Genomic DNA, 15,671 nt, shown 5'->3' on the forward strand with positions numbered 1-15,671 from the left:
AAAGGTGGAAAAAATGAAAAAACAACCCATCCGTAAAAACCGCGCCCCACCGCGCCGCTGTCATCAACAAATCTTATCCGCATTCATCCGCGTGTATCCGTGTTCGTTCATCCACTGCCTAAAGATTGCCCAGATTTCTTAATCTGTGGAATCTATGAAATCTGTGGATCATGTCTTAAGGAGAAAGAAAATGGCAGTCAGTTACGCATCTCCCGGCGTCTACGTTGAAGAAGTTGATCGGGGCGCCAAACCGATTCAAGCGGTGGGAACCTCCACCGCCGCATTTGTCGGCATCACCGCCGAGGCCAGCCGCAAGGCGCTGGACCCGGCCACCGGCGAGCGCGTGCCCGTCGAGTCGCGCGTTAATATCGCCACCCTCGTCACCAATTGGACGCAGTTCAGCGATATTTTCGGCGGTTTTGTCCAGGGCGCGTATTTGCCTGACGCCGTGTATGGTTACTTCGCCAATGGCGGTGGGCCGTGCTACGTCCTCAGCCTGCGCGCCCTGAATGAGGCAGCCGCCGAAAAAGCGTCATCTCCCCGCTCGCGGCCCGCGCCCAAGAAGAAGGAAGAAGGCGAGGAAGGGGACAGCGCCCCGCCCCCGCCGCCCCCGCCGACGTTTGGGCCGTTAACGGCCGCAGACTTCATCGGTGATGTGGCCCAACGTACCGGCATCAACGGCCTGGAAGCCCTGGACGATGTTAGCCTCGTCCTCTGCCCCGACTTGATGGCCGGCTACGATGGCTCCAACGCCGCCAAAGAGCTGGTCAAGCAGGTGCAAACGGCCCTCATCGCCCACTGCGAAAACCTCAAATACCGCTTCGCCATCCTGGACACCCCGCCCGGTCTCAACGCCCAGCAGGCCAAAGAGTGGCGCAACTACATCAACTTCGATTCCTCCTACGCCGCCCTCTATTATCCCTGGGTGGAAGTGGCCGACCTCAGCGACAGCCCGCAGACCAGCAAATTTGTGCCCCCCAGCGGCCACGTCGTCGGCATTTACAACCGCGCCGACAGCGAGCGCGGCGTCCACAAAGCCCCGGCCAACGAAGTGGTCCTGGGCGCGACCAACCTGGAAATCAACCTGACCAAAGGTGAGCAGGACACGCTGAACCCTATCGGCGTCAACTGCATCCGCGCCTTCCCCGGCCGGGGCATCCGCGTTTGGGGCGCGCGCACCCTTACCAGTGATGGCTCCTGGCGCTACATCAACGTGCGCCGTCTCTTCATCATGGTTGGCGCGTCGCTGGAAGCCAATATGGGCTGGGTGGTCTTTGAACCCAACGACAGCACCCTCTGGGCCAAAGTGACCCGCGACGTGACCTCCTTCTTGCGCCTGGTGTGGCGCAGCGGGGCGCTGTTTGGCTCCACGCCGGAACAGGCCTTCTATGTTAAATGTGATGAGGAGTTGAACCCGACCGAAGTGCGCGACCTGGGCCAATTGATCATCGAAATTGGTTTAGCTCCCGTCAAACCGGCCGAATTCGTCATCTTCCGCCTCAGCCAATGGGCCGGCGCGAACGCCGAAGCGTAAGAATGATGAATTGTGAATGATGAATTGTGAATTGTGAAGTTTGTAACACGGAGGTCCACAGAGGAATTGCGGAGAGCAAGAGGGAAAAGATTGGTGCATGTTGAGGGCAAAACCTGCTTTGCTTTTGCTCTCCGCTCTCTGTGTAACTCCGTGCCTTCTCCGTGTATCTCCGTGTAATAACTTTCTTTCTGGAGTGGAAAAATGGCAGAACGTACTGATCCGCTTGTTGGTTTTCATTTTGGGGTAGACATTCAGGGTGTTGTCACCGGTTACTTTACCGAATGTTCTGGGCTGGGGTCCGAGCATGAGGCGATTGAGCATAAGGTGGTGACGGAGAAAGGGCAGGAAGTGGTGCTAAAGCTGCCCGGCCGCTTGAAGTGGGAAAATATCGTCTTAAAGCGGGGCATCACCGCCAGTATGGATATTTGGGATTGGCGCAAGCAGGTGGAAGATGGCGATGTGGAGGGCGCGCGGCGCGATGGCTCCATCGTCATGTTCGACCAGAAGTTGAGCGAGGTGGCCCGTTGGAATTTCGAGCGCGCCTGGCCGCTGAAAGTGACCGGCCCGCAGCCCAAAGCCGACAGCAACGAAATCGGCATCGAAGAATTGACCATCGCCCATGAGTACATCGCACGGGTGAAATAAGACAGTTGTTAGTTGATAGTTGATAGTTGTTAGCAAGACACTATCAACTAACAACTAACAACTATCAACTACTATGCAACTTGAATTTGAGTTCACGCTTCCAAGAGGTTATCTGGATGAGGCGGGGCAGCTTCACCGGCACGGCCGTATGCGTCTGTCTACCGCTCTGGATGAGATTGAGCCGCTGCGCGACCCGCGAGTGCAGGCCAACCGGGCCTATTTGCCGGTGCTGTTGTTGAGCCGGGTGGTGGTGGCGTTGGGGTCGGTAACGGCCGTTACCCCCGCCATCATCGAACGCCTCTTCACCGCCGACCTGTCCTACCTGGAAGACCTCTACCTGCGCCTGAACAGCAGCGAAGGCATCCTGATCGGCGCGACTTGCCCGGCGTGCAGCGCCTCGTTCAACTTACAAGTTGCGCCGCTGAGTGGGTGATAGGCCGCTTAGCCTGGAGCTAAAGCCCCAGGCTAAAAAACGACGCCCCGTAAACAGGGCTAAAAAGACCCCAAGCCGGGTTTACCCGGCGTCGTGATTTAGCCGGGGCGTTTACGCCTCGGCGCAGCCGGCGAGAAGCCGGGGTATGACAGGGTGACAAGGTGACAGGTGACAAGGTGACGGGTGACGGAGTGACGGATGAGAAGGCGAAGGCCATCACGCCGGAGATTGTGCAGAAGGTGGCCGATAAGGTCTACGCTCTGCTGCTAGAAGACCTGCGCCTGGAACGAGAACGAAAACGACGGAGGTAGGCCGTAAGCCGTAAGCAGAACACGGAACACGGAATACGAAACATGCGCGATACAACCCATGCAGTTTTTCGCTTTGTGGTAGACGTAGACGGCACGCCCTATGGCGCGTTCACTGAATGCACCCTGCCGACAATTGAATGGGAAATTGAGGAGGTGAAAGAAGGCGGTTTGAACACTTTCACCCATCAGCTTCCTGGGCGGCGCAAAGGGGCAAAAATTACGCTAAAGAACGGCGTGGGAGCCAGCGAGCTGGTGGACTGGTACATGGAGACGATGAGCGAGCAGTTTAGCCGACGGCCGTTAACCATCTCCCTGCTCGACAGCCAGAAAAACCCGATCATCTCCTGGCACGCCGCCGACGCCTACCCGGTAAAATGGACCGGCCCGCAGTTGAAAAGCAGCGAGAACAGCGTCGCTATCCAGACATTGGAATTGGCCTGTGGCGAGATCACGGTGAGTACGTAGGCGAAGTGGCCCGTAAACCGTGAAGAAAACACGGCACACGAAAGACAACGATGACCAACTATCAACAGTTAACGGGGAACAGTGAACGGGCAACAGATGGCGAAAGTCCGTTGGTGCGGCGGGTGCTGCGGCATACGGCCGTTGCCACCCTCTTCCGCGCGCCGGCTGCGGGGCAAGAAGGGGTCCACGTCCCCTTCGCCGCCGCAGCCCACGCCGTCCCCGGCCGCATTGTGCCCCAAATTTCCAATGCGGAAATTTCAAACACCAATGCGGAAATTTCAAACACCAATGCGGAAATTTCAAACACCAATGCGGAAACTTTAAACACCAATGCGGAAAATAACTTTTCCAATGCGGGGATTTTAAACGACAAGGCGCAAAATAATTTTCCCAAAGCGCAAACCAAAATTCCCCAGGCGGAAATTCCAGCCACCAATCCGCAATCCGCAAGCGAAAATCCAAAATCCGACTGGTCGCGCCTGCAAGCCATCTACCACGGGCATATGCAGAAAAACAACCCGGTCGAACCCACACCGGACGCGCCCGACGTGGCCCGTTTTACCGGCCAGAACAAACAGACCGCGCCGACTGCGCCGCCAGCCAACAATCATGCGCCAGCGCCGCCGGCAGCCAATGTGGGCGACGGGCAAGCCGCGCCGCTAAACACCCCATCGCCCACTGCCGATCCTGGCGCTGGCGACGGTTCGACGGCCGCCGGCGGCGCGCTGATGGTCGGTGGCAGCCTGACGGTGGGCGGCGATGTCAGCGTGGGCGACCAGGCGACGGTAGGCGGCAGCGCGGTTGTCGGCGGCAGCACGACAGTAGGCGGCAGTGCAGCGGTTGGCGGATCGGCGACGGTTGGCGGCGCGTTGAGCAGCGGCAGCGATGCCCACATTGGCGGAGCGGCGACTGTTTTAGGGGAAACGGCCGTTGCCCAAAATGCCACCATAGGCAGCGCGGCCACCTTCCAGGGCGCAGCGACCACCGGCGAAAACGTCACAGTCGGCGGCAGCGCCCAATTTGGCGACGCCGCCGTCATCGGCCAAAACCTGGACGCCGGGGCTACTGTGCAAAGCGGCGGCGGCGTAACGGTCGGTGGACAGGCGGCGGTGGGCAGCGCCCTGGCGGCGGCGGAAAATGTGCAGATTGGGCAGTCGGCGACAATCGGCGCCGCCCTCGTCAGCGCCGGGGATGTGACCATCGGGCAAACGGCCCAGGTGGGCGGCCTGGTCAAAGCGGATACGGTGACCGTTGGGCAGAGCTTGACGACAGCCGCGCTGAAAAATGATGGTGACGTGACCGTTGGCGGCAGCGCCACAACCGGTCCGGCCAAAATTGGCGGTGGGTTGAACGTTTCCGGCAGTGTCTCCATCGGCGGCAGCGCCAAAATCGGCGGCGGCATCAGCGCCGGGGGCAATGTGACTATCGCCGGATCGTCCAACGTGGCTGCGACCGGCGGCGGCGATTCAGCCGCGCCAGTGCAGCGCCAACCGGCCGCACAGCCTGCCCTGGAAACTGTGTGGCCCGTCCAACGCCTGCCCCAACCAACCCCAACGCAGCCAACCAACCAACCAACAACCCAACCAACTCTCTCTGCCGACGCGCCGGAACGCACAAAGGTGCGCCAGACGCTTGATCAAGTGGCCGCCAGCCAACCCAGTGATTCCACTGTGGAACTGGTCTTGCCCCGCCGCCCGCGCCCGGCAGCGGCCGTTATCCAACGCCAACCAACAAACCAACCAACCCGCCAACCAACAAACCAACCAACCACCATACCCACCGAAATCGGCGAACTCCCCGGCGATTTGTGGGAACTCATTGGCAAAACCCCTCCCCCTGGGAGCGCAGGCGTCCCGCCCGCCGTAAGAGCAGGCGGGACGCCTGCGCTCCCAGGGGTGCAGCGAGAGGAAGAAACGGAAACGGAAACGGCCGTTCCCCTCCCACCCACCACCGCCAACCCTGAAGAACAAGCCGAAGCCGCCGACATCAACATTGACGACCTGGCCCGCCGCGTCTACGCCGACCTGCGCACCCGCCTGACCGTAGAGTGGGAACGCACGCGAGGCCGCTACTAACGACTATCAACTAAAATGGCAAACACACGAGGCAATTTAGTCGCCGCTCGGATATACGAGGTGGACGAAGGCGGGAACGAGTCCGGCCAATCGGTGGACTGCATGTTCAACCCGTTTGAATACACCGTCTCCAAGTCCAACACCTACGAGGAAAAGTCTCGTAATCGCTCGTCCACGCCGCAAATCGAGTTCAAAAAGTCCGGCGCGCAAACGCTCAAGCTCAACCTGCTCTTCGACACCTACGAGGCGGACGAAGACGTCAGCCAGACGACCAACAAATTGTGGAAATTCATGGAACCCAAACCGGCGCAGGGCAACCAAAAAACCACGCCGCCGGAAGTAGCCTTTGAATGGGGCGTCTTCCGCTTTGTCGCCGTCATCACCCAGATGACCCAAAAGTTCACCCTGTTTAAGAACGACGGCACGCCCGTCCGCGCCGCCGTAGACGTGACCTTCACCCAGCACAAAGATGTCAACGACTACCCCAACCAAAACCCCACCTCCGGCGGCGGCCCCATCCAGCGCGTCTGGCCGGTGGTGATGGGCGATAGGCTGGATACGATTGCTACGGCCGTTTACGGCGACGCCACCAAATGGCGCCAAATCGCTACCTACAACCACATCACCAACCCCCTGGCCCTACGCCCAGGCACGCAGTTGACCATTCCAGAAGATTAGGTACACCACAGAGGCACGGAAGGCACGGAAGATTCAAAGAAACCAGATGTTGATTGACGAGGCATTGACGGAACAAATCATTGGCGCGGCGATGGAAGTGCATCGTTTGTTGGGGCCAGGGCTGATGGAAAATGTTTACCCGGTATGTCTGGCGCATGAATTGGATTTGCGCGGTGTGAGATCTCAGCGTGAAAAACCGCTGCCCATCGTTTACAAGGGAACACAGCTAGATTGTGGCTCTTGTAGATTTAGAATTAAGTCCGGTAGTCTGCGTTGCCCGCCCCACCCAGCGATAAATCGCCGGGCTACCAACAACGCCCCATGAATGGGGCTTAAAAGCCGGGTTCACCCGGCGTTGTTTCATAGCCCGGACGTAAACGTCCGGGCGGGGCGGCGATTACCGGATTATTTTCTTAAGCACAATAGGCTGGATTTTTTGGTGGAGGACAAAGCCTCCGTGGTGAATAAATGTCTGACCAACCCCTCACCTCCCAACTTACCATCAAGCTCGCCGGGGCGCCGGTGCAGCAGCCAGTGATGGCCGCTGTCGCCGAGGTGACGGTGGACCAACATGCCTATCTGCCGCACATGTTCACCATCCGTCTGCACGACCCCGGCCTGGAACTGCTGGACAGCGGCCCCTTCGACCTGACCAAAACCATCGAAATCAGCGCCGAAGACGCCGAAGGCAGCAGCGTCAACCTCATCAGCGGCGAAATAACCGCCCTGGAACCGCGCTTCGAGGAAGGCATGATCGCCGAACTGCTGGTGCGCGGCTACGACAAATCGCACCGCCTCTACCGCGAGACGAAAAGCCGCGCCTTCCTCAACCAGAAAGACAGCGACCTGGCGGCCGACATCGCCCGCAGCGCCGGGCTGCAAGCCGACGTGGAAGCCACCGCCACCGTCTACGACCACATCTACCAGCACAACCAGTCTGACCTGGCCTTCCTGATGGAACGCGCCTGGCGTATTGGCTACGTCTGTTATGTGGCTGAGGGCAAACTGGTTTTTAAACGGCCGTCGGCCAACAGCGCCCGCGTCACCCTCACATGGGGCGAGGAGCTGCTCAGTTTCCGGCCGCGCCTCACCCTGGCAGAGCAGGTGGACGAAGTGGTGGTGAAAGGCTGGGACGCCGACAAGCAGGAGGCGATTGTGGGCCAGGCGCGCAACGGCCGTCTGTACCCCCAACTCGGCGACAGCAAAAACGGCGCTGCCTGGGCCAACGGCTTCGGCGCCGGCAAACTGGTCATCGTAGACCAGCCTGTCGTCAGCCAGGCGGAAGCCGATGCCCTGGCCGCCGCCCGGCTGGACGAACTAAGCGGCGCGTTTGTCCAGGCCGATGGGCTGGCTTTCCGCCGCCCAGACATCACCGCCGGGCAGCTTGTGAAGCTGGAAGGGCTGGGCCAACGACTGAGCGGCGATTATTTAGTGACCAGCGCCACGCATATTTACGCCGATGACGGGCTGCGCACGCTGTTTACCGTGCGCGGCTCGCGGGCTGGCCTGCTGGCCGAACAGTCGGCCGGGCAGGAACCGGTAAAACGCTGGCAGGGGGTAGTAACGGCCGTTGTCACCAACGCCGACGACCCCCTACAATGGGGCCGGATCAAGGTCAAATTCCCCTGGATGGCCGACGACGCCGAGAGTGATTGGGCGCGGGTGGTCTCTGCCGGGGCCGGGCCGGAGGCCGGTTTCTTCTGTATGCCGGACGTGGGCGACGAGGTGTTGGTGGCCTTCGAGCATGGCGAATTTAACCGCCCCCTTATTCTTGGCGGCCTGTGGAACGGCCAACACCAGGAACCGCCATCGGTAAGCGGCGCGCGCAATGGGGAACGGCCGTTGCTGCGCACCTGGCACTCCCGGACAGGCCACCACATCACCATGCACGACAACGCCGACAAAAAAATCGAACTGGCAACGGCCGCCGGCCACAAAGTTGTCCTGGACGACGCCGGTGGCAAAATTGAAATCAAAAGCAAAGGCGGCCTCACCGTCATCCTGGACGACAACGGCAGCAAAATCACCATCGAAAGCGGCGGCCAGGTCGAAGTTAAATCCACCGGCAACATGAAGCTGCAAGCCGGTGGCAACCTCGACCTGCAAGCCACCGGCCAGGTAAACGTAAAAGGCGCCATGGTGAACTTGAACTAAACTGAAATCAAGTTGAAACTCGGAGTTTTAGTGCTTTGTCATTCTGAGCGTAGTCTGCGGAGCGAAGAATCCCTATGTGTCAGCCGCAGGGGATTCTTCCTCGAAGACTCGTCAGAATGACAGGTTGTACAAAACTCTGGTTTTCAAGTCAACTTGAGTATAAGAGAATTTACCACGGAGAATACGGAGTTTTAAAACCTGTTTTCCTCTGTGCCCTCCGTGTCTCTGTGGTGCAATCTTCTGGAGAATCTATGACGACCAACATCATCGGCCAGGGCTGGGCGTTTCCACCGCAGATTGGGGCACAGGGCGGCTTCACCCTCACCCATGACCGCAACGAACTGGATCAGGCCATCCGCATTATTCTGATGACTGCGCCGGGACAGCGGGTGATGCGCCCGACTTTTGGCTGCCGCCTGCACGATCTGCTTTTTGCGCCGAACAACAGCCACACGGCCGCTTTAGCCCGCCGCTATGTAGAAGAAGCCCTGGGCATGTGGGAGCCGCGCATCCGCGTCCACAGCGTCAGCGCCCGGCCCGATCCCGACGAGGCCTCCCGGCTGCTCATCGAAATCAGCTACGAAACCAAAGCCACCAATGACCGGCGGAGTCTGGTATATCCCTTTTATCTCATTCCAGAGGAATAAGAAATTGTCAAGGGTCAATAGCCAATAGTCAATCGCCAACCGTTGACAATTGACAATTCAGGAGTTCTTTATGTCGCTAATCGCTCCCAAACTCGACGACCGCCACTTCCAAGACCTGGTGGATGAGGCCAAAAAGCGCATCCCCCATTACGTCAAGGAGTGGACTGACCACAACGTCAGCGACCCCGGCGTGACGCTGATCGAACTGTTTGCCTGGATGACCGATGTGCTGCTGTACCGGCTCAATCAGGTCCCTGACCGACACTATATCAAGTTTATGGAGATGTTGGGCATTACCTTGCAGCCGCCGCAGCCGGCCAAAGTGCCGGTGACGTTTTGGTTGTCTGCGCCGCAGGCGACGGCCGTATCCATCCCCGCCGGCACCGAAGTCGCCAGCACCCGCACGGAGACGGAAAGCTCCATCATTTTCACCACCGACGCCGATTTTGTGGTGCAGCCGCCGCAGCTAACGGCCGTTCTCTCGCGCATCACCGCCGGACAAGAGCAAAAACAATACCGCGAGCAAAACCTGCGCCGTCTGGCGGCCGGCTTTGAAGGCTTTGAAGCCTTCTCCGGCGTGCCGCAAATAGACGACGCTCTCTACTTCGGCTTCACCAACGACCTCAGCCACCATATCCTCGGCCTGCAATTCGACTGCGATTCGGCCGGCGGCGCAGGCATAGACCCCACCCAACCGCCGGTGGTGTGGGAAGCCTCCACCGGGGACGTCAATGCCCGTTGGCTGCCCTGTGCCATAGACCTGGACACCACCAAAGGCATGAATATCGGCGGCCAGATTCACCTCCACCTGCCGGCCATGGGGCGTTACGCCATCAACAAACAAGAACAGTACTGGGTGCGCGTCCGCGTGCGCGAAATCAGCGCCGCCGAACGGCAGGACGGGATGCGGCCGTACCAGACCTCACCCCGCCTGCGCCAGGTTCAGGCGGCTGCCTGGGGTGGGACCACCCCAGCCACCCACGCCCAACAAATCGAAAACGAATTTTTAGGCCAGAGTGATGGCGCCGCCGGTCAGCGCTATCAACTGCGCGTTACTCCCATCCTGGCCCGCCAGCCGCAAGAAACGCTGTTGGTACAGGTGGAAGGCGAAGCGCCGCAGCCCTGGACCGAAGTTGAAGATTTGGCTGATTCCAGCGCCTACGATGCGCACTTCACCCTGGACAGCGTGACCGGCGAACTGCGCCTGGGGCCGGCCGTGCGCCAGCCCGATGGCGCGATCAAACTTTACAGCGCCATTCCGCCGCGTGGGGCCAATCTGGTATTCCGCCGCTATCGCACCGGCGGCGGGCAAATTGGCAATGTGCAGACTGGCATCCTCAACACCCTCAAGACGGCCATCCCCTACATCGCCCGCGTGCGCAACCGCGAGCCAGCCTGGGGCGGGCTGGACGCGGAGACGCTGGAAGCGGCGATGATGCGCGCCCCCAAGCTGCTGCGTTCACGCGGCCGCGCCGTCACTGAGGATGATTTTGAATTTTTGGCGCGGCAGGCGCTGCCGGCGGCGATTGGACGGGTGAGATGTTTGCAGCCACGGCCGTCGGCCGCCGGGCGTGTCGCGCCGGGGCAGGTGTATGTGCTGGTTGTGCCCCGCGTAGCCAATCCGGCCGGCTTCCTGGCCCCGGAGCAGTTGGAACCCTCCGCGGAACATGTCGCCCGCCTGGGCAGCTATCTCGACGAGCGCCGCTTGTTGACGACGCAGCTAGACATCCGCGCCCCGGCCTACCGTTGGGTGGCTGCCCGCGTGCAGCTTCGCGCCGCCCCCGGCATCAACCAGGCCGACGTGGAAAGCGAGGTGCTGGCCCGCCTCTACCGTTTCCTCAACCCGCTCACCGGCGGACCAGGCGGCGATGGCTGGCCGTTTGGTCGGGAACTCTTTTTGTCGGATGTGTACCAGACGCTCCAGGGCTTGCCCCACGTGCAGTTTATCCGCAACGTGGACCTGTTTATCGCCGCGCCGGGCGGCGGGCCGCAGGGGGAACGGGTGGAATCGGTGGAAGTGGTGGCGCATGGGGTGATTGCATCCGGGCGGCACGAAGTGGTGTTTGTGTAATTCCCAGGGGTTCTTATGAACGGGAAACAGCAGCAGGAAAAGAAAGCGACCAGCGGGCAGTCTGGATTACGGCCGAAAACGGCCGTCTCCCCTCTTTGCCCGATTTGTCGTGGCGGCAGACGGCCGTATTGCAATGGCAGCGGCAGCAGGGCAACGCCTACGTCCAGCGCCGTCTGGCGCAGGGCGTGCCCCAAATCCAGCGCGACTGCCCGCCCGACTGCCCCCGCGAGCCGCGCCGCCGCGTGCCCGGCCTGGACGACGCCATCGTCATGCAGGTTGAAGACGCCATAGATAACAGCAACCCGCAGGGCGCTATCAATCTGGTGGTCAACGCCCTGGCCGCCCAGGGGCGCATCAACACCAGCGAACTGGACGGCGGCATCATGCGCTACGGCGCGGCAATGACCGATGAAGGGCACACCCGGTCCTTCTGGGACAAAGACCCGGCCACCCACCCAGACGCCAAAATGCTGCCTTTTGAAGTGACCATCGGTCCGGCCGCTTTGTCCGACGTGCCCTGGTTGTACGCCACCGTCATTCACGAATGGCGGCACGTGCAGCAGTTCCGCGTGCCGATGGCCATGGCCGACCGCAACGCGGCCACCGAAGCGGATGCCTATCTGAATGGCATCGAGCAGGCATGGGCCAGCGGTCTGACCACCGAGCAGGTGACGGAACTATTTAACCGCCTGCGCGACGACCATTGGAGCCGGATAACCGACCCGACCATTCGCGCCAGCTTGCAGCCGCGCTACGACGCCGCCGAGGCATATGTCAACAGCTTTACCACCAGCGGCCTGGCGCCGCGCATCTTCCAGCAGCTGCACTTTGCGCAGATTTTCTTTGCTACCGGCCAGGCCAAACTGGACAGCGCCGCCAACGATGAAATCGGCATTGTGGTGGACCGGGCCAACCTGCTGCGCAGCGACCATCCTGATTATGATATGCGCTGGACGATCACCGGGTTTGCCAGCCCGCGCTGGCAGCACCCGCGCCGCGGCGAGATGCCAGCCGATTTGAACCAGGCCCTCTCGCGGCAGCGCGCCGACACGACGCTGGCGCAAATCCAAAACGCCTTCCGCGCCGAAGGAGATGGCGCGTGCGATTTCCGCATCCAGACCTGCGCGCCGCAAGCGGTGACGGTGGACGACCCGACCTGGGATTCGCTGGCGCGCGGCGAAGGTTCCGCCCCAGCGCTGGCCGAAGGGCGCGACCTAAACAGCGATGATCAGCAGGACCGGCGGGTGGATGTTTTGGTGGAATTTAGCCCTGGCCCGCGTGTGCCGACACAGCCGCCGGGTTGGCTGGGCGGTGGCGGCGGTGGGACATAGATGATGAGTCGTAGAAAGCGCAGTAAAACAGCCCGAAAGCAGCCGGAACCCCAGCAGCCAATCAACGTGGGCAGGCACGGGGAACAGTCTTCGGTCATTGCCCCGGAGCTGGCCGAACAACTGCCGGAACATGCCACGACACGGCCGTTGCGCCAATCGGCCATCTTGCAGCTGCAACAAACACATGGCAACGGCTTCGTCCAGCGCTACCTGCCCCCGGCCATGAGCGACCAGGCCATCGAAGCCTACGACGCCATGGAAGAAAAAGCGCGCGGCATCGGGGACGCCATTCACGAGGCCCTCTATTCCGGCAAAGCTGTTGGCCCATCGCTGACGGTGATGAAATTAATGGACCACAATTTGGGGATGCGCGCCAAAATTCAGAGCGAATTTGCCTACCATCACGGCCAGAGCTTGCAAAGTTTCCTCAAATCCCACCTGACCGGGGACATGCTGGTGAAGGCGTTTGCCTTGCTCGAAGCCGAACATTTTTACGATTACCATGTGGACGTGGCCCTGGCGCTCATCCCAGAAGGGACCCGCGACGCCCACCTGATCCGCATTTTGCAAAGCCTGCCGCTGGCCGGGCGCAAGAAAATGGAGACCATCTACAACCAGGTTTTCCGGCAAATCGGCGAGGGGTCTTTGTTGGCCGACTTGCAGGGCGACCTGGCGACCGACAAAGACTTATACCAGGCGCTGGCGCTGATGCACCGCGAAAAGCTGAACAAAGCCGACGAATTGTATATGATGAGCACCGGTCAGGCGGGCACGGAGACCGACGCGGTGGTGGAATTGTTTATGAGCGCCTGGGAGCAAGGACCGGAGCAGGTGGTGGCGCTGGAAAAAGATTGGAACGCTTACGTGCGCAACCATGATGGCTGGTCCAGCGCCCGATGGGACAACATGGGCCTTTCGCTCTATGAGGCGATGGACGGGGAATTATCGGGACGGCCGTGGCACACCGTGAAGGCCATTCTCGATGGGACCAAAGCGTACCAGGAGAGCCTGTTTACCGACAAGGCGCTGGCCTGGGGGCAGCAAAGCCTGGCCGAAATCGCTGCCAGCGACGCCGACCCCGGCGCGGCGCTGGTAAACATTGTGCTGCGCGATGCTTTCAAGGTGGCCCTGGGTAAGCCGGTGCTGGAGGAAACGGCCGAAAACAGCCCGCAGATTGCCAGCAAAAATTTGCTGAACGCGGCCATGTCGGGCGATTTGGTGGGGATGGGCCAGGCGACAGAGCAGTTGAACCAGCAGGCGCAGCAAGCGCTAGAACGCCTCTATCGAACGGAAGAAATTCAATTGCAAACCGCCTGGGATATTGTGACGGCGACCACCGACAAGGGTGGCTTCTTGTACACCGGCGCGGGAACCGACGACGCCAATCTGAATCGGGCCATCGGCCAGATGCAAACAATCTGGCAGGGGCGCATCGAACGCGCCGCCGGGACGCCGCAGGAAGCGGTATACAAAGAGCAGTGGGCGGCCGTGCAAACCCGGCTGCGGCTGGTTATCAAAGACGAGATGAGCGAAGGCTCGGTGGAATATGAGCGGGCGCACCTGCGGCTGGCCGGCGATTTACGGCCGGCCGATGAGATTTATCTGGCGCTGCGCGAAAACGACAACGCCAAACTGCTAAAGCTGGCGACGAAATTCTGGGCGACGGGCGAGCTGGCCGATGTTCACCGGGAGATGCGCCGGGAACGGCCGTTGGGCGCTTATACCCGCCCACCCTTCGACGAAGTGGATATTTCGCGCCAGATTGGCGCATTGTCGCCGCTGGATTGGGAGCGCGCCGAATACATGCTGCTGCCCTATCCACCGCGCGAGCAGGCGATGCGCGGCGCGCTGCGCCTGGAACTGGAACTGCGCATTGGCGATGGTGATGGCGACCTCAAACGCGCCTACGACTTCCTGAACGATAAGAACGTCAGCGAGAGCCTGCGCCGCGACATCATCGCCCAGTTTGTGGCGCGGCAGGCGGCCAATCAACCCGGCGACAACGACACGCAGAAGTTTTTGGCCTACATTGACCGGCGTTATGACAGCTCTTACACCTGTTACGAATTCCGCGATTTGCTGGACCCGACCACGGATTTAGGCGAATTGGTGGCGCGCGGCGAGGGGCGGTTGGCTGCTTCGGAATCAGGGCTGATGGACCCACTGTTGAACGTGGTGATAGACAATTGGGACGCCATGACCGGTGAGGATGACCGGATGGTGACGCTGCGCGCCCTGGAGCGGCTGCGATTTATTCAGGCGCAGGCGGGGGCCAAAGACGAAGAGTTGGCGGCGATGCTGGCGATGACCGGCAAGACGACGCCGCAGGAGTTGGGCCAGTTTACCTACGATGAGTTTAAGGCCAATCTGGAACAGGTGCGGGCGGTGAAAAACGGGATTGCCGAGGGGATGGCAACGGCCGTTTCCCTGGCCGTTCAAGCCGTTTTAGCCGCCGCCACCGCCGGGGCCGCTTCTGGTCCATTGGTGGTCGCTTTGGGTGGGGCGGTGGCCGAAATGCTGGCCAAAGAAGCCCTGTTGGGCAAAGATTTTGAGCTGACCAGCGCTGAAAACGCCGGTAAGTTGATGCAGGCCGTTGGCGAAGCGGGCATGGGCATGGCTATTTCTAAAGTAAACATTTTGGATGCCGAAACGCTCAAAAAGATGGGACGCGCCGGTTCCTTTGTGGACGATGCGGCGAAATCGGGCATTGAAATGGTGAGTAAGACGGGTATTGAAGCAGCCTACAAAGAGAAACTGCCTGACGATTCGCAGGTCTTCGAGGCGGCGCTGGCGGTGCTGGTGGCCGGTGGCAAAGGGGCGATGACCCACCGTATCAAGATTGAAGAAGTGACCGACGATATCGGCAAGCTAAAAATCAACGTGGCAGCCAACATTGCCGCCAATGTCAGCGGCGATTTGGGTAAAGAAGGGTACAAAGCGGCCCAGAGCGGCGATTGGGAAGCGGTCCACGCGAAGGTGTTGGAGATTGTAGTCATTGGTACGTTGAAAGGAGCGCACAGCGCCGCTTCCGATTTTGCGAGTGGCAAGGTGGAAGACAAACGCAAGGCGCAGACGCAAAAAGAGATTGAAGCGCTGGACGCCCAGGAGCAGGCAGAGCGGCGAATGGCTGAAGCAAAGTGGCAGCAGGTATGGCAGCAGAAGAACAGCGCGAAACAGTGGAAAGAAATTGAGGCAGAGTGGGAGCGCATCATTCAAGAAGCGGAAACCAGTGACAAATGGGCGGAGATTGACGCCGGGTGGGATGAGATATTAAAGGAGGAGATGGCGAAACGGCCGTAACCTGTAACGGCCGTTGCCCACAGACAT

At 60.4% G+C, this 15,671-nt stretch carries 12 protein-coding genes; all 12 read left to right on the forward strand.

The window, feature by feature from the left end:
• The first annotated feature begins 190 nt into the window (after window positions 1-190).
• The 12 genes from IPM39_20595 to IPM39_20650 all read left to right on the forward strand — a co-directional run bounded on the left by IPM39_20595 (window position 191) and on the right by IPM39_20650 (window position 15,644).
• Window positions 191-1,534 carry a phage tail sheath family protein gene (locus IPM39_20595; GenBank protein MBK8988434.1) on the forward strand — a complete coding sequence of 448 codons (1,344 nt, stop codon included), beginning with the start codon at window positions 191-193 and terminating at the stop codon, window positions 1,532-1,534.
• 201 nt (window positions 1,535-1,735) lie between these two features.
• Entirely contained in the window at window positions 1,736-2,179 is a 444-nt protein-coding gene (locus IPM39_20600) for a phage tail protein (GenBank protein MBK8988435.1), read from the forward strand.
• Window positions 2,180-2,252: 73 nt separating this feature from the next.
• Window positions 2,253-2,612: a phage tail assembly protein gene (locus IPM39_20605; protein ID MBK8988436.1), complete on the forward strand. Its 360-nt coding sequence runs from the start codon at window positions 2,253-2,255 to the stop codon at window positions 2,610-2,612.
• Window positions 2,613-2,965: 353 nt separating this feature from the next.
• Window positions 2,966-3,388 (forward strand): phage tail protein, encoded by a 423-nt coding sequence (locus IPM39_20610; GenBank protein MBK8988437.1) that lies wholly within the window; start codon window positions 2,966-2,968, stop codon window positions 3,386-3,388.
• 50 nt (window positions 3,389-3,438) lie between these two features.
• A complete protein-coding gene (locus IPM39_20615; protein ID MBK8988438.1) occupies window positions 3,439-5,463 on the forward strand; it encodes a hypothetical protein in 2,025 nt (674 codons plus the stop codon).
• Window positions 5,464-5,478: 15 nt separating this feature from the next.
• Window positions 5,479-6,141 (forward strand): LysM peptidoglycan-binding domain-containing protein, encoded by a 663-nt coding sequence (locus IPM39_20620; protein ID MBK8988439.1) that lies wholly within the window; start codon window positions 5,479-5,481, stop codon window positions 6,139-6,141.
• Window positions 6,142-6,187: 46 nt separating this feature from the next.
• Window positions 6,188-6,466, forward strand: a complete 279-nt coding sequence (locus IPM39_20625; GenBank protein ID MBK8988440.1) for a GxxExxY protein — start codon at window positions 6,188-6,190, stop codon at window positions 6,464-6,466.
• A gap of 143 nt (window positions 6,467-6,609) precedes the next feature.
• Window positions 6,610-8,295: a VgrG-related protein gene (locus IPM39_20630; protein MBK8988441.1), complete on the forward strand. Its 1,686-nt coding sequence runs from the start codon at window positions 6,610-6,612 to the stop codon at window positions 8,293-8,295.
• Window positions 8,296-8,546: 251 nt separating this feature from the next.
• Window positions 8,547-8,942 (forward strand): GPW/gp25 family protein, encoded by a 396-nt coding sequence (locus IPM39_20635; GenBank protein MBK8988442.1) that lies wholly within the window; start codon window positions 8,547-8,549, stop codon window positions 8,940-8,942.
• A 70-nt stretch (window positions 8,943-9,012) separates the two neighbouring features.
• The gene (locus IPM39_20640; GenBank protein MBK8988443.1) at window positions 9,013-11,013 is read left to right on the forward strand and encodes a putative baseplate assembly protein; all 2,001 of its coding nucleotides are present in this window, start codon (window positions 9,013-9,015) and stop codon (window positions 11,011-11,013) included.
• Window positions 11,014-11,108: 95 nt separating this feature from the next.
• Entirely contained in the window at window positions 11,109-12,344 is a 1,236-nt protein-coding gene (locus tag IPM39_20645; GenBank protein ID MBK8988444.1) for a hypothetical protein, read from the forward strand.
• Window positions 12,345-15,644: a hypothetical protein gene (locus IPM39_20650; protein ID MBK8988445.1), complete on the forward strand. Its 3,300-nt coding sequence runs from the start codon at window positions 12,345-12,347 to the stop codon at window positions 15,642-15,644.
• The last annotated feature ends 27 nt before the right edge of the window (window positions 15,645-15,671 follow it).

It is taken from the genome of Candidatus Leptovillus gracilis (assembly GCA_016716065.1).
Taxonomy (GTDB): Bacteria; Chloroflexota; Anaerolineae; order Promineifilales; family Promineifilaceae; genus Leptovillus; species Leptovillus gracilis.